Origin of the sequence: uncultured Tateyamaria sp., assembly GCF_947503705.1 — a bacterium.
GTDB lineage: Bacteria > Pseudomonadota > Alphaproteobacteria > Rhodobacterales > Rhodobacteraceae > Tateyamaria.
In genome coordinates this window covers 440,421-463,617 of record NZ_CANNES010000001.1, presented here as the reverse complement: position 1 = coordinate 463,617, position 23,197 = coordinate 440,421, and the positions used below count along the sequence as shown (strand labels likewise).

23 protein-coding genes are annotated in these 23,197 nt (G+C 59.0%); 11 read left to right on the top strand and 12 right to left on the bottom strand.

Translation table 11 applies throughout. The features are described 5' to 3' along the window. Positions 1-13: 13 nt before the first annotated feature. On the bottom strand, positions 14-1,156 hold the full coding sequence (dnaJ, locus tag Q1A44_RS02300; RefSeq protein ID WP_299619019.1) for a molecular chaperone DnaJ: 1,143 nt from the start codon (positions 1,154-1,156) through the stop codon (positions 14-16). Between the two features lie 81 nt (positions 1,157-1,237). Continuing rightward, complete coding sequence (gene dnaK / locus Q1A44_RS02295; protein ID WP_299619016.1) at positions 1,238-3,148, bottom strand: molecular chaperone DnaK; 1,911 nt, start codon at positions 3,146-3,148, stop codon at positions 1,238-1,240. A 192-nt stretch (positions 3,149-3,340) separates the two neighbouring features. Here dnaK and Q1A44_RS02290 point away from each other — a divergent pair, with 192 nt between their 5' ends. Beyond that, positions 3,341-3,940, top strand: a complete 600-nt coding sequence (locus Q1A44_RS02290) for an alpha-ketoglutarate-dependent dioxygenase AlkB (protein WP_299619013.1) — start codon at positions 3,341-3,343, stop codon at positions 3,938-3,940. Positions 3,941-4,149: 209 nt separating this feature from the next. Continuing rightward, positions 4,150-4,494 (top strand): hypothetical protein, encoded by a 345-nt coding sequence (locus Q1A44_RS02285; RefSeq protein WP_299619009.1) that lies wholly within the window; start codon positions 4,150-4,152, stop codon positions 4,492-4,494. Here the strand turns inward: Q1A44_RS02285 and Q1A44_RS02280 are convergent. Continuing rightward, positions 4,491-5,315 (bottom strand): ABC transporter permease, encoded by an 825-nt coding sequence (locus tag Q1A44_RS02280; RefSeq protein WP_299619006.1) that lies wholly within the window; start codon positions 5,313-5,315, stop codon positions 4,491-4,493. The two genes, Q1A44_RS02285 and Q1A44_RS02280, sit on opposite strands and share 4 nt — an antisense overlap. A 119-nt stretch (positions 5,316-5,434) precedes the next feature. On the opposite strand from Q1A44_RS02280, the gene cysQ reads away from it, so the two are divergent. The 9 genes from cysQ to Q1A44_RS02235 all read left to right on the top strand — a co-directional run bounded on the left by cysQ (position 5,435) and on the right by Q1A44_RS02235 (position 15,653). Then, a complete protein-coding gene (gene cysQ / locus Q1A44_RS02275; protein WP_299619003.1) occupies positions 5,435-6,232 on the top strand; it encodes a 3'(2'),5'-bisphosphate nucleotidase CysQ in 798 nt (265 codons plus the stop codon). Further along, entirely contained in the window at positions 6,232-7,032 is an 801-nt protein-coding gene (locus Q1A44_RS02270; protein ID WP_299618999.1) for a manno-octulosonate cytidylyltransferase, read from the top strand. Before cysQ ends, Q1A44_RS02270 begins: the two co-directional genes overlap by 1 nt. Next, positions 7,029-8,273 carry a glycosyltransferase gene (locus tag Q1A44_RS02265; protein ID WP_299618996.1) on the top strand — a complete coding sequence of 415 codons (1,245 nt, stop codon included), beginning with the start codon at positions 7,029-7,031 and terminating at the stop codon, positions 8,271-8,273. The genes Q1A44_RS02270 and Q1A44_RS02265 overlap by 4 nt, the downstream gene beginning before the upstream one ends. Before the next feature lie 139 nt (positions 8,274-8,412). Further along, complete coding sequence (galU, locus tag Q1A44_RS02260) at positions 8,413-9,306, top strand: UTP--glucose-1-phosphate uridylyltransferase GalU (protein ID WP_299618992.1); 894 nt, start codon at positions 8,413-8,415, stop codon at positions 9,304-9,306. A gap of 14 nt (positions 9,307-9,320) precedes the next feature. Next, on the top strand, positions 9,321-10,304 hold the full coding sequence (galE, locus tag Q1A44_RS02255) for a UDP-glucose 4-epimerase GalE (RefSeq protein ID WP_299618989.1): 984 nt from the start codon (positions 9,321-9,323) through the stop codon (positions 10,302-10,304). Between the two features lie 37 nt (positions 10,305-10,341). After that, positions 10,342-11,466, top strand: coding sequence for a glycosyltransferase family 1 protein (locus Q1A44_RS02250; RefSeq protein ID WP_299618986.1), 1,125 nt, complete (start codon positions 10,342-10,344; stop codon positions 11,464-11,466). A 72-nt stretch (positions 11,467-11,538) separates the two neighbouring features. Beyond that, complete coding sequence (locus Q1A44_RS02245) at positions 11,539-12,525, top strand: glycosyltransferase family 2 protein (protein ID WP_299621326.1); 987 nt, start codon at positions 11,539-11,541, stop codon at positions 12,523-12,525. Further along, entirely contained in the window at positions 12,522-14,219 is a 1,698-nt protein-coding gene (locus Q1A44_RS02240) for a beta-1,6-N-acetylglucosaminyltransferase (protein ID WP_299618983.1), read from the top strand. Before Q1A44_RS02245 ends, Q1A44_RS02240 begins: the two co-directional genes overlap by 4 nt. A gap of 6 nt (positions 14,220-14,225) precedes the next feature. Continuing rightward, the gene (locus Q1A44_RS02235) at positions 14,226-15,653 is read left to right on the top strand and encodes a nodulation protein NodH (protein WP_299618980.1); all 1,428 of its coding nucleotides are present in this window, start codon (positions 14,226-14,228) and stop codon (positions 15,651-15,653) included. On the opposite strand, the gene Q1A44_RS02230 is transcribed toward Q1A44_RS02235, so the two are convergent. The 9 genes from Q1A44_RS02230 to paaZ all read right to left on the bottom strand — a co-directional run bounded on the left by Q1A44_RS02230 (position 15,650) and on the right by paaZ (position 23,196). Continuing rightward, on the bottom strand, positions 15,650-16,114 hold the full coding sequence (locus Q1A44_RS02230) for a PTS sugar transporter subunit IIA (protein ID WP_299618977.1): 465 nt from the start codon (positions 16,112-16,114) through the stop codon (positions 15,650-15,652). The genes Q1A44_RS02235 and Q1A44_RS02230 overlap by 4 nt on opposite strands. 38 nt (positions 16,115-16,152) lie before the next feature. Continuing rightward, complete coding sequence (raiA, locus tag Q1A44_RS02225) at positions 16,153-16,716, bottom strand: ribosome-associated translation inhibitor RaiA (RefSeq protein WP_299618974.1); 564 nt, start codon at positions 16,714-16,716, stop codon at positions 16,153-16,155. Between the two features lie 229 nt (positions 16,717-16,945). Continuing rightward, positions 16,946-17,704: an LPS export ABC transporter ATP-binding protein gene (gene lptB / locus Q1A44_RS02220; protein WP_299618971.1), complete on the bottom strand. Its 759-nt coding sequence runs from the start codon at positions 17,702-17,704 to the stop codon at positions 16,946-16,948. After that, positions 17,704-18,192, bottom strand: a complete 489-nt coding sequence (gene lptA, locus Q1A44_RS02215; RefSeq protein WP_299618968.1) for a lipopolysaccharide transport periplasmic protein LptA — start codon at positions 18,190-18,192, stop codon at positions 17,704-17,706. Before lptA ends, lptB begins: the two co-directional genes overlap by 1 nt. An 8-nt stretch (positions 18,193-18,200) precedes the next feature. Next, a complete protein-coding gene (locus Q1A44_RS02210; RefSeq protein ID WP_299618949.1) occupies positions 18,201-18,797 on the bottom strand; it encodes a hypothetical protein in 597 nt (198 codons plus the stop codon). 10 nt (positions 18,798-18,807) lie between these two features. Continuing rightward, entirely contained in the window at positions 18,808-19,776 is a 969-nt protein-coding gene (locus Q1A44_RS02205; RefSeq protein WP_299618946.1) for a KpsF/GutQ family sugar-phosphate isomerase, read from the bottom strand. Further along, entirely contained in the window at positions 19,773-20,387 is a 615-nt protein-coding gene (locus Q1A44_RS02200) for a ribonuclease D (protein ID WP_299618943.1), read from the bottom strand. Before Q1A44_RS02200 ends, Q1A44_RS02205 begins: the two co-directional genes overlap by 4 nt. 42 nt (positions 20,388-20,429) lie before the next feature. Beyond that, positions 20,430-21,191, bottom strand: coding sequence for a PaaX family transcriptional regulator C-terminal domain-containing protein (locus Q1A44_RS02195; RefSeq protein WP_299618940.1), 762 nt, complete (start codon positions 21,189-21,191; stop codon positions 20,430-20,432). Beyond that, positions 21,184-23,196: a phenylacetic acid degradation bifunctional protein PaaZ gene (gene paaZ / locus Q1A44_RS02190; protein WP_299618936.1), complete on the bottom strand. Its 2,013-nt coding sequence runs from the start codon at positions 23,194-23,196 to the stop codon at positions 21,184-21,186. Before paaZ ends, Q1A44_RS02195 begins: the two co-directional genes overlap by 8 nt. Position 23,197: the final 1 nt, after the last annotated feature.

Sequence of the window (23,197 nt, the reverse complement as noted above, 5' to 3'; positions counted from 1 at the left end):
ATCTGTCTTGGGTTTAACCTTTCATTCCGTCCCAAAAGGACTTTACGGATGAAAAGAAGCTGGAGGATTCGGGGTTATTCTCCTCGGAGAGGTCCTCGAATTCGCGCAGCAGTTCCTTTTGGCGGCTGGTCAGGTTTACCGGCGTTTCGACAGCCAGTTCGATGAACATGTCGCCGGCACTGCCGCCGCGCAGCGCTGGCATACCTTTGCCGCGTAACCGCATCTGACGACCCGATTGTGACCCGGCAGGAATCTGCACGCGCCCGCGGCCACCATCAATCGTTGGCACCTCGATGGAGCCGCCCAAGGCAGCCGTGCCCATTGACACAGGCACCCGGCAGAAGAGGTTTGTGCCGTCCCGCTCAAAGAGCTTGTGTTCCGTCACATCAATAAAGATGTAGAGGTCGCCTGTTGGCCCACCCCGCATCCCGGCCTCGCCCTCGCCCGCGAGACGGATGCGCGTACCGGTTTCGACACCGGCGGGGATGTTCACACTCAACGAACGGTCTTTTTCCACGCGACCTGCGCCGCCGCAGGTGTTGCAAGGGTTCTTGATGATCTGACCCATGCCGGAGCATGTGGGGCAGGTGCGTTCAACGGTAAAGAAACCCTGTTGCGCCCGTACTTTGCCCATGCCGGAGCATGTCGGGCACGTAGTGGGTTCAGAGCCCCCTTCGGCCCCTGATCCATTACACGACCCACAGGAAACGGATGCGGGCACGTTGATGGTTTTCTGCATGCCTGCAAATGCGTCCTCAAGCGAGATGCGCAGGTTGTAGCGCAGGTCAGAGCCACGCGCGGCACGTCGCCCGCCACCGCCTCGTTGACCGCCCATGAAGTCGCCAAACAAGTCGTCAAATACATCCGAGAAGGCCGAGCCAAAGTCGCCCTGCTGCCCGCCACCGGGACGTCCACCGCCGCCCATTCCGCCCTCGAACGCGGCGTGGCCAAAGCGGTCATAGGCCGCCTTTTTGTCAGCGTCCTTCAGGACGTCATAGGCCTCGTTGGCCTCTTTGAATTGGGCTTCGGCCTTGGGGTTGTCTGCATTCCGGTCGGGGTGCAGTTCCTTGGCTTTGGTGCGGTAACCCTTTTTGATCTCGTCGGCGCTGGCCCCTTTTGAGACGCCAAGCACCTCGTAATAGTCACGTTTTGCCATGGATCATGTCCTTTGCTGGAACGTCCAAGGCCGGCCCGTATGGGACCGGCCTTGTGATTGGTTCCTTGGCGGCTGCCAAGATCAGGCGCGCTTGTTGTCGTCGAGGTCTTCGAACTCGGCGTCCACAATGTCGTCGTCATCCGCGCGGGGCTCGTCTGCCGCACTTGGTTCGGCGTCGCCGTCTTCCTGAGCGGACTTGTAGATCGCCTCGCCCAGTTTCATGGCAGCTTCAGTCACGTTCTGGATGCCCGACTTGATCTTGTCGGCATTGTCGGTTTCCAGCTCGTCCTTGAGGGCGGCAATGGCCAGTTCGATGGCCTCAACCGTGGTTGGATCAACCTTGTCCGAGTGCTCTTCGACGGATTTCTCGGTCGAGTGGATGAGGCTTTCGGCCTGGTTTTTCGCCTCGATCAGCTCGCGACGTTCCTTATCCGCTTCGGCGTTGTCTTCGGCGTCCTTGACCATCTGTTCGATGTCCGCATCCGACAGACCGCCCGAGGCCTGGATTGTGATCTGCTGTTCCTTGCCGGTGCCCTTGTCTTTGGCGCCGACCGACACGATGCCGTTGGCGTCGATGTCAAAGGTCACCTCGATCTGCGGCATGCCGCGCGGGGCAGGCGGAATGTTTTCCAGGTTGAAGTTGCCAAGGATCTTGTTGTCGGCAGCCATTTCACGCTCACCTTGGAAGACCCGGATGGTCACAGCGCTCTGGTTGTCCTCGGCGGTCGAGAAAATCTGGGACTTCTTCGTTGGGATGGTGGTGTTACGGTCGATCAAGCGGGTGAACACGCCGCCCAGGGTTTCGATCCCCATGGACAGAGGAGTCACATCGAGCAGAACCACGTCTTTGACGTCACCTTGCAGAACACCGGCCTGGATGGCGGCGCCCATAGCGACGACTTCGTCAGGGTTCACACCTTTGTGCGGCTCTTTGCCAAAGAATTTGGTCACTTCCTCAACGACGCGCGGCATGCGGGTCATACCGCCAACAAGGACGACTTCGTCGATGTCAGAGGCTGCGAGGCCCGCGTCTTTCAACGCAGCGGCGCAAGGCTTCATCGAAGCTTTGATCAGATCGCCCACCAGTTGTTCCAGCTTGGCGCGGGTCAGTTTCATGACCATGTGCAGCGGCTGACCGTTAGAACCCATCGAGATGAAGGGCTGGTTGATCTCTGTCTGGTTGGCCGACGACAGTTCAATCTTGGCTTTTTCCGCCGCCTCTTTGAGACGTTGCAGGGCCATCTTGTCCTGGGTCAGGTCAACGCCGTGCTCTTTCTGGAACTGTTCGGCCAGATAGTTCACGATCCGCATGTCGAAATCTTCGCCACCCAGGAAGGTGTCGCCGTTGGTCGATTTGACTTCAAAGAGGCCGTCGTCGATTTCCAGGATCGTCACGTCGAACGTACCGCCGCCAAGGTCATAGACCGCGATGGTTTGCGTGTTTTCTTTGTCGAGGCCATAAGCCAGGGCCGCCGCAGTGGGTTCGTTGATGATCCGCAGCACTTCGAGACCGGCGATTTTGCCCGCGTCCTTGGTGGCCTGACGCTGTGCGTCGTTGAAATAGGCAGGAACAGTGATGACCGCTTGGGTCACATCTTCGCCGAGATAGCTCTCAGCCGTTTCTTTCATCTTGCCCAGAATGAATGCGCTGATCTGGCTCGGCGAATATTTCTCGCCGCGCGCTTCGACCCATGCGTCGCCATTGCCGCCATCAATCACGTTGAAGGGCAGGTTTTTCTTGTCCTTGGCCAGGTCCGCGTCGTCATTGCGGCGGCCGATCAGGCGTTTCACACCAAAGATGGTGTTGTCGGGGTTCGTCACCGCTTGCCGTTTGGCAGGTTGGCCGACGAGACGTTCGTTTTCGGTGAATGCGACGATGGACGGTGTTGTCCGTGCGCCTTCCGCGTTTTCGATTACGCGGGGTTGGCTGCCATCCATGATTGCGATGCAGCTGTTGGTGGTTCCCAGGTCAATACCAATGACTTTGGCCATGTTTTCGATCCCTCATGTTACTTCAAGGCGATGACACGAGGCGACGACCCGATTGTCGGCATCGACGCCACGATTGTGATGCACCCGGTCGGGCGCGCTGGGGCGTATATAAGGAGGGTCATTTGACGCTGCAACCGTTGCGATGTGGTGTAAAAGAGCAAAAATTGCACATAATCGGTAAGGTTGGCGGTAATGCGGGTTCAGATACGCGGTTTTGACATCTTCAAGGGCTATCTTGATCCGGCGGCTCAGGCCGCTTTGGTCGGGGATATCCGGGATGTTGCTGCCGTGGCGCCCATGTTTTCGCCCGAAACACCCTATGGCAAGCCCATGTCGGTGCGGATGACGTCGGCGGGCGCTGTAGGCTGGTATTCGGATCGTTCCGGCTATCGTTATGCGCCCGCGCACCCGGAGGGTCAGCCATGGCCACCGATTCCCGATGCGGTTTTGGCGTTGTGGCATGGTTTGACCGGATTGGAGCGTGCGCCGGACTGCTGTCTTGTCAATTACTACGGCGACGGCGCGCGTATGGGCATGCATCAGGACCGCGACGAGGCAGATTTTTCCTGGCCGGTTCTGTCAGTGTCTTTGGGCGATGCGGGACTGTTTCGCATCGGGAATACGACCCGGGGCGGCAAGACAGAATCGCTGTGGCTGGAGTCGGGGGACGTTGTGGTCATGGGCGGTGATGCGCGCCTGACCTATCACGGTGTGGATCGAATACGCTTTGGATCGTCGTCTTTGTTGCCCAAAGGTGGGCGGATCAACCTGACCTGCCGCGTGGTTCTGTAGTTTCCGGGTCTTGCCAAAAGGAGCGCCTGTCGGCGCGCACTATTTTATTTTGCTCTGGCCGCAAGGGCCTTGGGGCGCTGCCCCAAACTCGGAGTATAATTTTCGAACAATGAATGCAGTCGTGTCGTTGGTGTATGACCTGTGAGGTAATTGATTGGTTTCCTGTCCCGACCTACGCCGTGTCGAAGCGTGGATTGAGGAGATATGCGATGCTGGCATTGCGTGCGATTTGTGCCTGCCTTGTGGCAGTGGTGGCGGTCTACACTTTGGTGGTTATTGGCCGTGAGGGGTTGGACCTGATCACGCCGTTTTTCGGCGGGGTTCTGGCGATGACTTGGCAGGGTCAATTCAACGTGGATTTTTCCGCTTATCTGTTGCTGAGCACAGTTTGGTTTTTGTGGCGGAACGCGTTTTCGGCGCAGGCGTGGGTATTTGCACCCTTGGTCTGTGTGGGCGGGATACTGGTCTTTGGCTGTTACCTGATATGGCTGAGTTTTCGTGTGCGTGGCCGGATGGATGTACTGCTGCTTGGCCCGTCCCGTGTCGCGCCCTAGCGCCGTGCGCCCCAGCTGAGTGAGGCGTGTTTGCGGGTGTAGAACTCGCCCATCAGCCCCACCATCAGCAGGACAACCCCCACCCACCAGGCGTATTCCCAGGACGAATAGCGCGGGTTGTAGTTGATGAATGTGTAGCCCCGCGACTGATCAATCGTGTGGAATAGCGGGTTCCAGTCGAACATGGCCAGCATGAAGCTGGGCAGCGTGTTGGCCACAAACATTTTGCCTGAGGCGATCATGTTGGCCCTTTGGTAGATCTGGGTAAAGATCGAGACGAAGGTCGGAAACCACGGTTTGATCGCCAAAAGAACGATCCCCAACGCGCAACCGGTGAACCAGGCCAGCATCAACATGCCGAAAGCGCTGAACGGGTCCTCAATCTCCACAGGGGTGAAGGCCACGTGGTAGATAAAAAGGATCACGAAAAGCGACAGCACTTGGACATAAAGCGCGCCCAGCGCCGCCGAACTGATCGAGATGATCGTGTTCATCGGCGCGTGTTGCATCATCGGACTTGCTGGCCCTTCGGAGCCCACGACAGCACCAAGCGACTTGGTGTGTGTCATGTAAAGAAAGATGCCTGTCATAATATAGAGCAGGAAGTCGCCCCGGATTGCCGCCCCGCGCAGGCCCAGCACCGAAAACATCACATAGAATGCGCCGACAAAGATCGCCGCCTGCAACATATTCATCACAATCGCCATGAAGGCGTTATTGTGCGTTTTTCGCACGGAGCGCACGATCGAGTGATAAATCAGCTCGAACATGGCCATGGCAGTGCCAAAGCCGGTCTGTGGTTTGCCTGACGATTGAAACATAAGCTCTTATGTGCCTCGAATGATGCGTTATCGCAGGGAAATCTTGCCGTTCCGTTAGCGCCGCAGCATAAGGGGCGCGCATCTGATTTTCAACAAGTGCCCGCCTGAGGAGCAAATTAATGAACTATGACGCGTTGATCCCGGTGATCCGCAAGCTGGCCCTGGAGGCTGGGGACAAGATTATGGAAATCTATGGTGAGGACGATTTTGACGTCAAGACCAAGTCGGATGACAGCCCGGTGACGGCGGCTGATGAGGCGGCGGATGCCATCATTTCGGCCGGTCTGCGCGCTGCCTTTCCTGATGTGATGCTGGTGACCGAAGAACAGGCGGCCACTCATACAACCACGGGCGACACGTTTCTGATCGTTGATCCGCTGGATGGAACCAAGGAATTCGTGCATCGTCGCGGCGATTTCACCGTGAATATCGCGATGGTCGAAGGTGGTGTGCCAACGCGCGGCGTCGTTTATGCGCCTGCCAAGGGGCGCATGTTCTTTACCCAGGCCGATGGCCAGTCCGTCGAGGAAACGGGTGCTTTTGACAAGGACGTCGTGGGCGATGTGACCCCGATGAACGTGGCAACCAGTGACAACGCCGCGTTGATGGTCGTTGCCTCCAAATCCCACCGGGACCAGGCGACCGATGACTACATCAAAAAATACGATGTAAAGGATATGAAAAGCGCCGGGTCCTCCCTGAAATTCTGTCTGGTGGCGACAGGCGAGGCGGATCTGTACCCTCGGTTGGGCCGCACAATGGAGTGGGATACCGCCGCTGGTCATGCCGTTCTGGCCGGTGCCGGTGGGGCTGTGGTGCGCTTTGATGATCTGACCCCCCTGACCTATGGGAAAGACACTTATGCCAACCCGTTCTTTATCGCCTATGCCCCTTCTGTTGATCTGAAACCCGTCTGATGTCTGTTCTGATCGCAATCCCGGCGCGCTATGCCTCGACCCGCTATCCGGGCAAGCCCTTGGTCGGTTTGACCGGGGCCACGGGTCAGGCGCAGTCGTTGATCGAGCGCAGTTGGCGTGCGGCGAAGTCTGTCGCCGGGGTTGACCGGGTTGTGGTGGCTACAGATGACGAACGCATTCGCACTGCGTCAGAGGCGTTTGGCGCCGAGGTTGTCATGACCTCTGAGGCTTGCGCCAACGGGACGGAGCGGTGCGCCGAGGCGCATGCCGCTCTGGGCGGCAGTTTTGATATCGTGGTGAACCTTCAGGGTGATGCCCCTTTGACGCCCCCATGGTTTGTCGAGGGATTGATCGAGGGACTGAAAGCCGCGCCTGAGGCCGAGATTGCCACGCCAGTGTTGCGCTGTGACGGGGCCACGCTGAACGGTTTTCTGGCGGATCGCAAGGCGGGGCGCGTGGGCGGCACAACTGCTGTCTTTGGGGCGCAGCACCAAGGGCTCTATTTCTCGAAAGAGGTGATCCCCTACACAAACGCGATTTATGCCGATGATGCAGATACGCCGGTGTTTCACCATGTTGGTGTCTATGCGTATCGCCCGGATGCCCTGGCCTCCTATCCGGATTGGCCTGTTGGCCCACTGGAGCGGTTGGAAGGGTTGGAGCAGTTGCGGTTTCTGGAGAACGGCCGTCACATCCTGTGTGTCGAAGTTGCGGCTCGCGGCCGCCAGTTCTGGGAGCTCAACAACCCCGAAGATGTACCAAGGATCGAGGCGATGATGGCTGAGATGGGGATTGAATGACCGAACACCTGACCAATGTGATGGTCAGTGTGGTGGTTGTCAGCCGTGACAGGCCCACCGCCTTGCTGCGGTGTCTGACGGGGCTGAACCAACTGCAATATCCCAACTTTGAAGTTGTCGTTGTGGCCGATCCAAAGGGCGAGGCTGCAGTGGCGCGTTCCCCTTTTGCCGATTTGGTCAAGCTGGTCGGCTTTGACCGGGCTAATATTTCAGAGGCGCGGAATTTGGGGATCAGCCACGCGGCGGGCGATGTCGTGGCCTTTATCGACGATGATGCGGTGCCGGAACCCACTTGGCTGACTCAGCTTGTGGCGCCTGCACGCCGTCCGAATGTGGCGGCGATGGGCGGCTATGTGCGGGGGCGCAACGGTATATCGTTTCAGTGGCGCGCGCGCAGCGTCGATCTGCGCGGCGATACTGCGGATCTGGACATGAACCCGAAACGGGCCACGATCCTGACGCCCAAAGGGACGATCGCCACCAAGACCGAAGGCACGAATATGGCTGTGTGCCGTGATGTGCTGGTGGACTTGGAAGGGTTCGACCCCGGCTTTGCTTTTTATCTGGACGAAACCGATCTGAACCTGCGCCTGATGCGGGCCGGGCATGCCACGGCAGTGGTGCCCATGGCAGAGGTGCATCACGGGTTCGAGGCCAGCCCGCGTCGTCGCAGGGATCGGGTGCCTGCGGACCTTTATGACATCGGATCAAGCTGGGCGGTGTTTCAGCGCAAGTACCTGGCCGAGGCGGATCGGCCGACCCATTGGCGTGCGATCCGCGATCATGAAAAACGCCGCGCGATGGCGCATATGGTCGCTGGACGGCTTGACCCTGATGGCGTGCGGTATCTGATGCGGCGTCTGGATCTTGGCTATGGCCAGGGCCTTGGTCGGCAGCGTGGCGGCGGTCAGGTGACGCGCAGCCCTGTGTCGGCCTTTCGGGCGTTCCCGTTCCGGGCTCGCAAAAGCACCGTTCTGAGGGGGCGTATCTGGCAGCGTGCGCGTCTGCGTGCCGAGGCGGCAGAGCGGGTGGCCAAAGGCGAGATTGTCACGCTGATTCTGTTGTCGCCTACGACGCTTTACCATTCGGTGCGGTTCACGGCTGAAGGATTCTGGGAACAGCGCGGCGGCCTTTTTGGCAAGTCAGAGCGGAGCGACCCACCCGTTCGGTTAACCACATTTTCGTCCCGTGTGACCCGAGAGGTGGAACGCGTGGCAGCGGTTCGCCTGATTGAAGGTTGAATTGGCGCGTCCGCGCAACAATAATGGCTCATGCCCAAAGTTTCACGATTTGGCCATTCTTTAGGCCGTAATTTGTGGTTAGAGAGTTTCGAAACATCAGTGCGTAGCAAGTAACAGCGTAAACGCGAGGGGAGCATCCATGCGTAAAAAGGTAACAAAAGCGATCTTCCCGGTGGCCGGACTCGGGACACGCTTTTTACCCGCGACCAAGTCGGTTCCCAAGGAAATCATGACACTGGTTGATCGGCCCTTGATCCAATACGCAATTGATGAGGCGCGCGCGGCCGGTATCAAGGAATTCATTTTTGTGACCTCGCGCGGCAAAGGTGCGCTTGAGGACTATTTCGACCATGCCCCCACGCTCGAACAAGAGCTGCGCAAAAAGGGCAAAGATGAGCTTTTGGAGGTGTTGAAAGACACCAACATGGACAGCGGTGCCATCGCCTATATCCGCCAGCACAAAGCCCTGGGCCTTGGCCATGCGGTATGGTGCGCCCGCCGCCTTGTCGGCAACGAGCCCTTTGCCGTGATCTTGCCCGATGATGTGATCGCCGCCGAAAAGCCGTGTCTGCAACAGATGGTCGAGGCCTATAACGAAACCGGCGGCAACGTGGTTGCCACGATGGAAGTTCCGCCGGAAAAGGCGTCGTCTTATGGCGTGCTCGACGTGCAAGAGGATATGGGCCACGTGGTCAAGGTCAAAGGCATGGTCGAAAAGCCCCCTGTTGGCAAAGCGCCTTCGAACCTGGCCGTTATTGGCCGCTATATCCTGAACCCCTCTGTACTGCGTTCGCTGAATCAGATGAAATCCGGGGCGGGGGGCGAAATCCAACTGACCGACGCCATCGCCAGCGAGATCAACGGCGAACACGGCGTGTATGGTTACAGGTTCCGTGGCCAGCGGTTTGACTGCGGGTCCAAATCCGGGTTTTTGCAGGCTACCGTCGCCTTTGGCCTGGCCCGCGACGAATTGCGCGACGACCTCCTGGCCTATATTCGCGACGTGGTTCATCTGGACCGTGCTGCAGAATAAGGCGGAGTACTTTTGTGACACATGTATTGGTGACGGGCGGGGCGGGTTACATCGGCTCTCACGCTTGCAAGGCTTTGCGCGACGCCGGGTTCACGCCCGTGACGTTCGACAACCTTGAAACCGGCTGGCAGGATGCCGTCAAATTTGGCCCCTTCGTTCAGGGTGACCTGATGGACCGAGCGGTCATCGACGCCGCTTTTGCCCAATACCAACCCGTGGCCGTTATGCACTTTGCCGCTCTCAGCCAAGTGGGCGAAAGTATGAAGCTGCCGGGCAAATACTGGCGCAACAACGTCATGGGCTCGCTTAACCTGATCGAGGCTGCGGTGGCGGCAGAGTGTGAGAATTTTGTCTTTTCCTCGACCTGCGCCACCTATGGCGACCAGGACAACGTCGTTCTGGACGAGGACAGCGCCCAACACCCGATCAATGCCTATGGCGCGTCCAAACGCGCGATCGAAGACATATTGATCGACTTCGAGGCCGCCTTTGGCCTGCGCCACGTCATCTTTCGCTATTTCAACGTGGCGGGTGCGGACCCTGACGGCGAAGTGGGCGAGTTCCACCAGCCCGAGACGCATTTGATTCCGCTCATGCTGGATGCCATTGCGGGCAAGCGGGATGCGCTGACCGTTTTTGGCACCGACTACGACACGCCCGATGGCACCTGTATTCGCGATTACGTGCATGTTTGCGATCTGGTGGATGCGCATGTTCTGGGCCTCAAGTGGCTGCAGGATGGCAAGGGCAGCCGTGTGTTCAACCTTGGCACCGGCACCGGCTTTTCTGTGCGCGAGGTCATCGACCATTCCCGCGCTGTGACCAATAAAGCAGTCCCCTACACGGACGGTGATCGCCGCCCCGGCGACTGCACGAAACTGGTTTCCGGATCGAGGCGGGCCGAGGCCGAGCTGGGCTGGACCCCGGATCGTTCGACGCTTGAGACTATGATTACGGACGCCTGGAGGTGGCACCAAACTGGGCACTACGACAAATAACCCGCCGCCTGCGCGCCTTCTTGACCTGACGCGGTTGATGCGTCGGGCAGGCAAGGTTTTGACGGGTGTCGACCGGGTTGAACTGGCCTATTTGCGTGCTGTTCTGGCAGATCCTGTGCCCGCCTTTGGGCTGATCCGATCCAAGCTGGGCTATATCCTGCTGGATGAGGCCGGGATGCAGGCGCTTGTCACCCCTCTGAGCGGCCCTGACAGGGGCTTGGACCCATCCGCGCACCGCACCAGAACCTGGCGCAAGGCCCGTCGTTTGGCCGTGGGGCGCGTGGTGCCTACACTCTTGGGTCGGATGCTGCGGCTTCATGTGCCGCAGGGGGCTGCTTATTTGAATGTCGGTCATTCCAATCTCACCGCCCGCGTTCTGCGCACGGTGCAAAGTGCCTTGGGGGCGCGGACGGCTGTGATGATCCACGACATAATTCCGCTGGAATTCCCCGATTATCAGCGTGACGGGGCGGTCGCCCCTTTTGCGGCAATGGTGGATCGGGTGTCGCGCTTTGCTGACTTGATCCTTTACAATTCGCATGACACGGCACGGCTGGCCGAGGCGCGGATGGTGCAGCCGCCCCGGGCGATTGTTGCGCATTTGGGAACAGAGCTGGCAGCGGCGAGGTCACAGGACCTGCCGGAAAACCTGCCGCCGCCGCGGCCTTATTTCGTCTGTGTGGGCACCATCGAGCCGCGCAAGAACCATGCCTTCTTGCTGGATATCTGGGAAGAGATGGGGACCGATGCACCCCGGTTGATCATCGCCGGCTCGCGTGGCTGGAAAAATGAGGACGTGTTTGACCGCCTCGACAGACTGCCGCCAAACGGACCCGTTCGTGAGGTCGCAGGGTTGTCAGACGGGGCATTGGCAGCCCTGATCGAGGGTGCAAATGGCGTCCTTTTCCCGACCCATGCCGAGGGTTTTGGCCTGCCCGCGACAGAGGCGGCGGCGCGCGGCGTGCCCCTGATCGTGAATGATTTGAACGTGTTCCGCGAAATCCTTGGCGAAATACCCGTTTACGCAAGCGTTTCAGATCGTTATCTGTGGATTAACAAGGTTAAAGAATTGGCCGAGGCAGAGCCCACACCGTCAAGACCAAAGCAGTTTGAACCGCCCACATGGGATGCGCATTTCAAGACTGTGTTAAGGTTGACCTGATAGGCGCATCGTGGGTCGCAGCAAGCGGCAGGTAGAGGGCATGGATATTTGGGCGCTTGGCAGTCATATCGGCTGAGGCTTCAGCGCAAGCGCTGGCGCATTCGTGCGTTTCGCAAGCGTCGCGAATTGAAACGTGTTGTCCAACGTACGGACAACATTCGCCCCACTGACCTTTTATGTTTTACCACCCTGCGGAACGAGGCGATCCGCCTGCCTTATTTCCTGCAATACTACCGCGAAATGGGAATCAACCATTTCTTTATCGTGGACAATGACAGTACGGATGGCTCTGCGGATTACCTGGCTGCGCAGCCAGACGTGTCGGTCTGGACCACCAAGGGCAGCTATAAACGTTCGCGCTTTGGCGTGGATTGGCTGAATTGGCTCCAGCTGAAATACGCCCATGGCCATTGGGCGCTGACCGTCGATCCGGATGAATTTCTGGTCTATCCGTTCTGTGACACGCGGCCCTTGCGAGCGTTGACGGATTGGCTGGATGCCTCGTCGATCAAATCATTCTCGGCCATGTTGCTGGATATGTACCCCAAGGGGCGGTTGGACGAACAACCCTATCAGGCCGGGCAAAACCCGATGGAAATTGCCAGTTGGTTCGACAGCGGCAATTACACGATTTCGCGGAACAAACGTTTTGGCAATCTGTGGATACAGGGCGGCCCACGGGCCCGCGTTTTCTTTCCCGATACGCCGGCCAAGGCGCCCGCGTTGAACAAAATCCCGTTGGTGAAATGGGATCGCCGCTACGCCTATGTCAGTTCGACCCACATGCTGCTGCCACGCGGTTTGAACCAAGTCTATGATGAATGGGGCGGCGAAAAGGCTTCTGGCGTGTTGCTGCATGCAAAATTCCTCGACACCTTCACCGCTAAAGCGGCAGAGGAATTGAACCGCAAACAGCATTACGCGGCATCGGTTGAATACAAGGCTTATGCCAATACGATGCGGGATGATCCCGATCTGTGGTGCAAATGGTCGGAAAAATACATCAACTGGCGCCAGCTTGAGATCCTTGGCCTCATGTCGAAAGGCAACTGGGCATGAGCGTCGGCATTGTCATGCTGGTGCATACTGCACTGGACCGTGCCGAACAGGCCGCGCGCCACTGGGCAGCGGGCGGGTGCCCCGTCGTGATCCATGTGGACGCGATGGTACCGCGCAAGGTCTATGCCCGATTTGCCAGCGCATTGGCCGATATCCCCTCGATCCGGTTTTCGAAACGGTTCCGCTGTGAGTGGGGCACCTGGGGCATCGTGGCGGCCAGTCAGGCCGCGTCGGAAATGATGCTGGCCGAATTTGAGGATGTGCGCCATGTCTATCTGGCGTCCGGGTCCTGCCTGCCACTGCGCCCTGTCGAAGAGTTGAGTGAGTATCTGGCCGATCGCCCACGCACGGATTTCATCGAAAGCGCCACAACGGCCGATGTGCCCTGGACGGTCGGTGGCCTGGATCAGGAGCGGTTCACGCTGCGCTTTCCCTTTTCGTGGAAGCGTCAGCGGATTCTGTTCGACAAATACGTGGAACTGCAACGCCGTCTCAAGATCAAGCGGAAGATCCCCAAAGGGCTTGTCCCCCACATGGGCAGCCAGTGGTGGTGTCTGACGCGCCAGACCTTGTCGGCCATTCTACAAGGGCCGGATCGTAAGGAATATGACAGCTATTTCCGGCAAGTCTGGATCCCCGATGAAAGTTATTACCAAACGCTCGCGCGGCAGTTCTCAACGAATATCGAAAGCCGGTCGCTGACCCTGTCCAAGTTCGACTTTCAGGGCAAACCGCACATTTTCTACGACGATCACCTGCAATTGCTGCGCCGCTCTGACTGCTTTGTGGCGCGCAAGATCTGGCCCCATGCTGACCGCCTATATGAGGCGTTTCTGACCGATATGGCCGGCGCCATGAAACAGACAGAGCCGAATCCGGGCAAGATTGACCGCATCTTTGCCAAGGCGGTAGAGCGTCGGACACGCGGCCGCCCGGGCCTTTATATGCAAAGCCGCTTTCCCAATCAGGATTGGGAGAATGGTGTAACCGCCGCGCCCTATTCCATGTTCCAGGGCTTTACCGAGATTTTCGAGAATTTTGAGCCGTGGTTGGCCAAGGCCACCGGGGCCCGTGTGCATGGTCACCTCTTTGGCCCCGAACGCGTCGAATTTGCCGATGGTCAAACGACTCTGAATGGGGCACTGAGCGACAGTGCATTGGCGCGCGATTACAACGCCGGTGCGTTTCTGACAAACCTGATCTGGAACACCCGTGGCGAACGCCAGTGCTTTCAGTTTGGGCCTGCTGACACCCAAGACGTGAACTGGCGCATCGCGCGCGATCCCAATGCACAAGTGTCGGTGATTTCCGGTGCCTGGGCCGTACCCTTGTTCCGCTCCAACAAGAACTTCATGGATATCCGCAAAGAGGCGGCGCGCCTGCAAAAGATCGAAAGCGATCACCTCGACACCCTGCGCTCGCCTTACAGCAAGGCACGCGTGCGCATCTGGACCATGGCTGAGTTCATCGAGGCCCCGATGGAACCTTTGCAGGGCATCCTTGACGAGATTGGTCAAACCCAGGCGCGGCGCCTTTCCGAAGTGCCGAAAATGGTCGACCTCACGGGCTTTGGCCGGTTTCTTCAGAACCTCAAGAACCAGGGGATGCATCCTTATCTCATGGGTGATTTTCCTGTGGCGCTAGGCCCGGAGAGTGCGCCCAGCACGCCTCGCAAACCCTATCTGGTGCGGTAACCCGACATGGCTCAATTTGACTATTTCGTTGTCTTTGCCGAGATGCGCACAGGCTCAAACTTTCTTGAAACCAACCTGAACGCCATTGATGGGCTGGCCTGTCATGGCGAGGCGTTTAACCCCCATTTCATCGGCTATCCCAACAGCACAGAGGTTTTGGGCGTGGATCAAGCGACCCGCGATCATGACCCTAAACGCCTGTTGCGGGAAATTCGAAAGACGCCTGATGACCTGTCGGGGTTTCGCTATTTCCACGATCATGATCCGCGGATCTTCGACAAGATCGTGGATGATCCCAAATGTGCCAAGATCGTCCTGACCAGGAACCCCGCCGACAGCTATGTGTCCTGGAAAATTGCGATTGCGACCGGCCAGTGGAAGCTAACTGATGCAAAGGCACGCAAGGATGGCAAAGCGCATTTTGATGCGGATGAATTTTCGGCTCATCTGACCGCGTTACAGCAGTTTCAGATCAGCCTTTTGAACCGCCTCCAGGTCTCTGGCCAGACCGCGTTTTACGTGGCCTATGAAGATCTGCAAAATGTTGACGTGATGAATGGGCTGGCGGCTTGGCTTGGCGTAGATGGACGGCTTGAGGCGCTGGACAAGAACCTGAAGGTCCAAAACCCCAGCCCGCTGTCGGACAAGGTCAGCAATTTCGGGCAGATGACCGAGGCGCTGTCGGGCCTCGACCAGTTCAACCTGACCCGGACCCCAAATTTTGAACCGCGCCGCGGGCCTGCGGTGCCGACCTATTTTGCTAGCCACAGTGCGCCATTGCTTTATTTGCCGGTGCGAGGCGGCGCGGTGGACCCTGTCAAACTGTGGATGCGCGCGCTGGACGGCGCCGCGGATGGCAAGCCGTCAACCAAACTGGGTCAGAATGCCATTCGCGATTGGATGCAGGATCACCCGGGCCATCGCAGCTTTAGCGTTTTGCGTCACCCGCTGGCCCGTGCCCATGCCGTGTTCTGCCACCGCATCCTGAATACGGGTGAGGGGGGCTATGGCGGGATAAGGACAACGCTGAAACGCCGCTACAAACTGCCTTTGCCGGACGATCCAGCTGATGCCAGCTACGACAAGGCGGCGCATCGCACGGCATTTGCTGCCTTTCTGATGTTCCTCAAGGGTAACCTGAACGGTCAGACGGCGATCCGTATTGACCCCGATTGGGCCACACAGGCCAAAACAGTCGAAGGGTTTGCAGAATTCGTACTGCCCGACCGCCTGATGAGGGAGGGCACAGTTGCGCATGAACTGGCGGAATTGGCCACGACGGTCGGTTTGGAGACGGTGCCTGAACTGCCCGCACAAGCCAAGGATGGCCCGCACTCGCTGATCGACATCTATGATGCGGAAATCGAATCACTGGCGCGCGCGGCCTATGGCCGCGACTACCTGATGTTTGGATTTGGGGACTGGACGGCTTAGGCCGCTTGCGCCGATTTCGCCTCGTTCAAAATCGCATAGATCGTGGCGGCATTCGGATTTGCGCGCAGCTTGGCGCAAATCGTAGCGTCACGCAGGGTGCGAGAGACCAGGGCCAGGGCCTTGAGATGCTCGACACCCGCCTCTTCCGGCGCGAACAACGCAAAGGCGATGTCGACCGGTTGGCGATCCACGGAATCAAAATCAATGGGTTTGTCCAACAGAACAAATGCGCCCATCACGTTCGTGATTCCATCCAGACGCGCGTGCGGCAAGGCCACGCCATGGCCTACGCCGGTCGGGCCCAGCGATTCGCGCGCGATCAGCGCCTCGACCACAAAACCGGCGTCCAACGCATAGGCGTGCTGCACCAGATCGGCGATCTCGTGCAGCAAACGTTTCTTGGACGTGGCAGAGGTCACAACCTTGACTGCCTCGGGCTTTAGTAGATTTCCTAAATCCATCCTGCTCGCATCCTGCGCGCCCCTTGTGGCGCGTTCGTTTACGGGTCTATCCAGCCGATGTTGCCGTCCTCACGACGATACACGACATTCAGGCCGTCTTTTCCTTCGTTTCGAAACACCAGCACGGGTGCCCCTGCAAGTTCCATCTGCATGACCGCCTCGCCTACCGACAAAGACTGAATAGGTGTCTCCATCTCGGCCACGATCATGGGTTGCAAGGTCTCCGGCTCTGCGTCCTCAGACCCTGCTTCAGAGGCGAGGATATACGAGGACGCGCCAGAGAATTCAACCGGTTGTGGACGGTCCTTGTGGTGGTCCTTGAGGCGCCGTTTATAGCGGCGCAATTGCTTCTCCATTTTCTCGGAACATGCGTCAAAAGCTGCATAGATTTCAGTGGCATGGGCCTTGGCCTGCGCAGTCAATCCGGTGGACAGGTGCACCGTTGCTTCGCAGACATATTCATGCGCCGACTTTGAAAACACCACTTGGGCGCTTGTCGGGCGTTCAGCGTATTTTTGCACAACACCTCCCAATTCGTCCCGAACGTGGGTTTGCAAGGCGTCGCCGATGTCGATCTGTTTGCCACTGATTTGGTACTGCATTCTTTCTCCTTCACATGGTCCGCGCAGACGACAAGACGGGCCACGGGCGTGACCAGGTCAAGGTCGTCAGCTAAGCGGGAGAGACATTCGTTTTTCCTGATCTACACCGGGCTTTGTGAACAAAGCCAGGATCGCAGAGAATGGAACAGCACGAGATGCCATGGTTCTATTGCACGCGAAAACGGTGCCGTCTGTCAATCAAAACTGGCAAGCGAAGTGTCAGGTATTCTCACGAAATGCGAAAGTTTTCGCCGAGATACACACGCCGTACATTTTCGTTTTGTACAACTTCTTTGGGTGTACCGGACATCAAAACCTGACCGTCATGCAAGATATAGGCGCGGTCCACAATTCCGAGTGTTTCCCGAACGTTATGGTCGGTGATCAACACACCGATGCCCCGGTTTTTCAAGTCGGCGACCAAGTTGCGGATATCACCGACCGAGATCGGATCGACCCCGGCAAAAGGTTCGTCCAGCAGCAGGTATTTCGGGTCGCTGGCCAATGACCGCGCAATCTCCACCCGGCGCCGTTCACCGCCTGACAGGGCAAGCGCAGGCGCGCGGCGCAGGTGCTCGATCGAGAACTCGCTCAGCAACTCTTCGAGGCGCTCGCGTCGTTTGTGCCGGTCTTTGACCGCGATATCCAGGATGGCCGAAATGTTGTCTTGTACACTTAGCCCCCGAAAAATGCTCATTTCCTGGGGCAGGTATCCGATGCCCATCTGGGCACGCCGATACATGGGCAGCGTCGTGACATCGTGGTCGTCCAGAGTGACCTTGCCTGCTTCGGGCGTTACCAGCCCAGCGATGCTGTAGAACGTCGTCGTCTTGCCCGACCCGTTGGGGCCCAGCAACGCAACAACCTCGCCCCGGTTCAGCTCCATCGTGACGTCGCGGATCACCAGTTTCTTGCGGTAGGATTTCCGCAACTTCGTGATCCGCAGCCCCGATGAGCCGCCCGCCAGTTTGAGGTCGGGTTTCGCCATCAGTTGTTGCCAGTCTGGAGGATTGTTTTGACCCGCCCCTGCATCCGCGCGGTGCCGTCGTTCAGATTTACGGTCATGCGGTCGGCGGTCAGCGCGCTTTGCCCTTGGGTCAGCAGCACGTCGCCCGTCATGACGATGACGCCGTTGTCGATGTTGTAGTCCGCGCGCTGCGCCTCGGCTGCATCGGGGCCAGATACGAGGGTCACGCCACCGGTTGCCTGAAGCCGCTCAATGCCTTGCCCACTGGTCCGATAGGTCACTTCGACCCGCGCCGCTGACAAGCGCATCTGCCCTTGGCCAATCACTACATTGCCCTGAAACGTGGCCGCGCTGGTGTTCTGGTCGACTGACAATTCATCGGCACTGACCTCAACCGGGGCGGAGGTATCTTGTTGGATCGCGCCAAATGCCACTTGGGTGCCTTGCGCAAATACGGGAGATGAAAGGGCCAAAAGGCTGGCACAGGCAAAGACACGCAGGAAAGTCACTGAATCTATCACTCTTCTTGATTTAGGGGCTCATATACCAGTTTCACCCCGTTTGTGAAAATCAAATGGGCGTTTTGCCCATTGCCTTGCCGTTCCAGCCGCATTTTTCCCGCATTCAGGGTGCCTATGGGGCTATCGCCCATCACCGCTCCGGGCGATTCGATGGCCAACGTGTCGAAATCCGCGGTCAGCGTTTCCGAAGCCAGCTTGTACCCCGTCGATGTGGTGATCACGACATTGCCTTGCAAGGTTGACTGCCCCCCCACCAAATCAAAGCGACCCGCGTCGGCAAACAGCACCACACGGGTGCCCGACGCCAGATCAATCTGGGCCGACAGATCGCTGGCCTGATTGTCCTGCCCTGTACTCATGGTCAGGGTGCCTGCGGAAAAGGTGATCCTGTCGCCGCCATCGGTCGTGCCCGAGAAAAACGGTGCGGTGACCTGTTCGTCGCGAAGCCGGTCCCTGATCTCGGCTTCGGCAAAGGGGATGGAGGCCACGGGATCAATATTGCGCGACAGCAGGAACAGCGTCGACAGCAGCCCCAGCGCCGTCAGGGGCAGCAGCACCTTTAGCCAGGCAACCAGTCGCGAATAGCGGTCCATGCCATGTTCCTTAGTCCAGACCGACCCGCAGGCAGTCGTGGATGTGCAGAATACCCTGCGGGATTGCGGGGCCATCCGGATCAACGGCAAAAACGCAGGTGATCTTGCGCTGGTTCATCAGCGCGACCGCCTCAACCGCCAGGGCCCTCGGATTGATCGTTGTCGGAGAGGTGGTCATCACATCGGCCGCCGTCAAGGACAGCAGCCCATCCATGTGCCTGCGTAAGTCCCCGTCGGTGATAATCCCCACCAGAGTGCCATTTTCCGCCGTCACGCCGACGACGCCCAGGCTTTTCTGGCTGATCTCGATCAGGGCGTCGGCCATTGGGGTTTTCAGCGTCACCAGCGGCATTTCGGCCCCGGGATGCATCAGATCGCTGACCCGCGCCAATTGTGCGCCCAGTTTGCCGCCGGGGTGAAAGTCGCGGAAGTGCTCCGCCGTGAAGGCGCGGTTTTCCATCAGCGCCACGGCCACGGCATCACCCATCGCCAGAGTCATGGTCGTCGATGTGGTGGGCACAACGCCGGTTCCGCAAGCCTCGCCCAGATCGGGCAGTTTCAGAACCACGTCGCATTCCCGGCCAAGCGAACTGCCCGCATTCTTGGTGATTCCCACCAGTGGGATATCAAAGCGCCGGGAAAAGGCCACAAGGTTGGCCAGCTCGGGCGCCTCGCCCGAGTTCGAAATCGCGAGGACCACATCGGCCCGTGTGATCATGCCCAGATCGCCATGGCTCGCCTCGGCGGGATGCACGAATTGTGCGGGCGTGCCGGTGCTGGCCAAAGTCGCGGCAATCTTGCGCGCAATATGCCCAGATTTGCCGATACCCGTCACAATCACACGGCCAGTGGCATTCATCAAAATGTCGATGCCCGCGCGAAAGCTGTCGTCGAGGCTGTCGGCCAGCGTGTTCAGTGCCTCCGCCTCGGTGCGGATCACTCGACGCGCGGTGTCGATAAAGGGCGTCTTGCTGCTCATGAGTGCGCAAAGATGTCGGTGTCAGGCCAGCCGATCAGATCCAGATTGGCGCGCATGGGCAGGAAATCGAAACAGGCCTGCGCCACCTCCATCCGGCCTTCGCGGACCAGCATTTCGTTCAACGCGTCGCGCAAGCGGTGCAGGTACAACACATCAGAGGCGGCATATTCCAACTGTGCCTGAGACAGCGTATCGGCACCCCAATCGCTGGATTGCTGCTGTTTCGAGATATCGACACTCAGCAATTCCTGAAGCAGGTTTTTCAGCCCATGCCGGTCTGTATAGGTCCGGATAAGTCGGCTGGCTATCTTGGTGCAATAGACCGGTGCCGTCACCGCGCCAAAGGCGTTTTGCATCGCGGCAATGTCAAAGCGCCCGAAATGGAACAGTTTCAAAATGTCTGGATCGGTTAGCAATTTGCACAGGTTTGGCGCGTCGGTCTGGCCCTTTTTGATCTGGACCATATGCGCGTCGCCGTCCCCTGCCGACAGCTGCACAACACAGAGCCGGTCGCGGTGCGGATGCAGCCCCATGGTTTCACAGTCGATAGCCACAACCGGGCCCAAGTCCAGCCCGTCGGGCAAGTCGGAGATATGCAGGTGATTTGTCATTCCCACCCTATAACGCGGGGCCACGTGGGGGGAAAGCGTGGTTTAGGCCGCTTTGATTGCATCCAGAGTAGGTCGTTCGAACCGATCGAGGAGGGTCATGACCAGCGCCCGGCAGTCATGTCCGCGCCAATCCGGCGAATGGGCGGCGCGCGGCAGGTCGGGGTGTTTGAGCGTTTGCCGCCGCCAACCATGCACGATCATCACCCGAAGGACCGCTTTTTGCAGCGGCGTGAAGATGGCCGGGTCGGGAAACGCCTCATCAATCTCAAGCAAGGTGGCGTGCAGCGCTTTGTAGGCCTCGCGCATCGCAGGCGTTTCAAATTGCGCGCCCAGCCAGGTGGGCAAGTCCATCGGCTGCATCTGCATCCCGCTATCGGGCAGCGGTGCATCGGCCCCCGCAATAAACAAACGCGGCGCGATCTGAGCATAGTCCACAGGGTCAAGCGCACTGCCTGTCTCTGCCATCAGGATGACCTGCGCCCCGCGCCCCATCTGGTTGGGCCTGCCATAGATGCGCGGGCTGGCCGCGGCGCTTTTCTCGTACCCTTTGGCAGAGAGTTGATGCAGGCTCGTCCTGCCGGTCTTTTGCGAGGTGATCCACCCATCGCTGCGCAGCCTGTGCAGCGCCACGCGCGTTGCCTCAGGCTTGATCCCAATACCTGCCATGATGGTGGACAGAGTGGGGCCATCAAGCGCCGTATCCTGCGCCAGATCGCCAAAAACAGTTACTAACAAAGACCAAACGCGCATTGGCCCCAGATCGGACAGCGCGGCAATGCTTTGGTCATAGGCGGTTTCAGGCATTCATCGTCAGCAGCTCATACTCGGCCACAGCCTCATCATTTTGATTGCTGAGGGTAACATGCCAGCGCACTTCGCCATAGTCATCATTGCGCGGCGTCTTGGCCTTGACCGTGAGGCGAACCTTGATGCTGTCGCCCGGTTCAACGGGTTTCATAAAGCGCAGATTGTCGAGGCCCGTATTGGCCAGAACGGGACCCGGATCAGGTTGGACAAACAGACCTGCCGCAAAGCTGAGTAGCAGGTAGCCATGCGCCACCCGCCCAGGAAAGAACGGGTTCGCCCGAGCCGCGTCGTCGTCCATATGGGCATAAAAGGTATCACCGGTGAAATGGGCGAAGGTTTCGATATCGTCCAGCGTGACCTTTCGTGCAGCGGTGTGGATCGTGTCGCCAATGGCCAACTCTGCGAAAGGGCGCGTAAAGGGATGCGGATGGTCCGTTTCTTCGGTAGCACCCGGCACCCACTGACCGCCGATGGCCGACAGGATGTCGGGGCTGCCCTGAATGGCGGTGCGCTGCATGTAGTGGGTGACGGCGCGGATGCCGCCCAATTCCTCGCCGCCGCCTGCCCGGCCCGGGCCGCCATGCACCAAATGCGGCATTGGCGCGCCGTGCCCTGTGGCCTCGGCCATGCTGTCGCGGTTGTTGAAATAGAGCCGTCCGTGAAACGCAGCAGACGCCATGGTGATCTCGCGGGCTACATCCCCGTCGCGGGTGATGACAGAGGCAACCAGCGATCCCTTGCCCCGGTTCAGCATCTGCGCCGCGTGATCGAGGCTGCGGTAAGGCATGACGGTTGAAACCGGGCCAAAGGCCTCGATGTCGTGCACGGCCTTGGCGCTATCAGGATCGGCACAGTGGAACAACATCGTCGGCAAAAACGCACCTTGGCTGTCGGCCATGGCAAAGTTTTCCGGGTCGCCAAAGACGCGATCGGCCTCTGATCCGATGATTGCCGCCTTGTCCAGAACGTCGTTTTTCTGCGTGTTAGAGACGAGTGCGCCCATCTTGATGTCTGCTTCGCGTGGATCGCCGATGGTGACCTTGGCCAACCTTGCGCTGATCGCGTCGATCACGGCCTCTAGCTGCGCCTCTGGCACCATGATGCGCCGGATCGCGGTGCATTTTTGCCCCGCCTTGGCCGTCATCTCGCGCCCGACCTCTTTGACAAACAGATCAAATTCCGGCGTGCCCGACACCGCATCCGGACCAAGGACCGAGGCGTTCAGACTGTCCTGCTCCGCCGTGAACCGCACTGCATTGGCGAGCAGGTTCGGATGGCTGCGCAGGTGCAGGCCGGTACTGGCAGACCCGGTAAAGGTCACCACGTCCTGGCAATCCATATGGTCCAGCAGGTCGCCGACCCCGCCACTGATCAACTGTAACGCGCCATCCGGCAACAGCCCGCTATCGATCATCAGCCGCACGCAGGCTTCGGTCACATAAGACGTCGCCGTCGCCGGTTTGATGATCGCAGGGACACCGGCCAAAAGGGTCGGGGCCAGTTTTTCCAGCATCCCCCAGACGGGGAAGTTAAACGCATTGATGTGAAGCGCTGTGCCCTGCAAGGGCGTGCAGATGTGGCGGCCATGGAATTGCCCGCCACGTCCCAACTGCTCGGGTGGGCCATCCAGGTAAACTTGGGCATCGGGCATCTCGCGCCGCCCTTTGGACGCATAGACCAGCATTGTGCCGATCCCGCCGTCGATGTCGATGAGGTGGTCGGCCTGCGTCGCGCCGGTATCAAAGCTGAGGTCATAGAGGGTCTGGCGGTGCTCTTTGAGATGCAATGCCAGCGCCTTGAGCATCCGCGCCCGGTCATGAAACGTCAACGCGCGCAGTGCCGGTCCACCCACGTCCCGGGCAAAGCCGCGCATGGCCTGCACATCCAGCGTATCATTACCGGCTTCCGCGATGACGGCTCCGGTGATCGCGCTTTCGATGGGCCGCGCGCCCGCGCCGGGCGCAATCCACTGACCGGCGGCAAAACTGTGAACCTGGCGCATC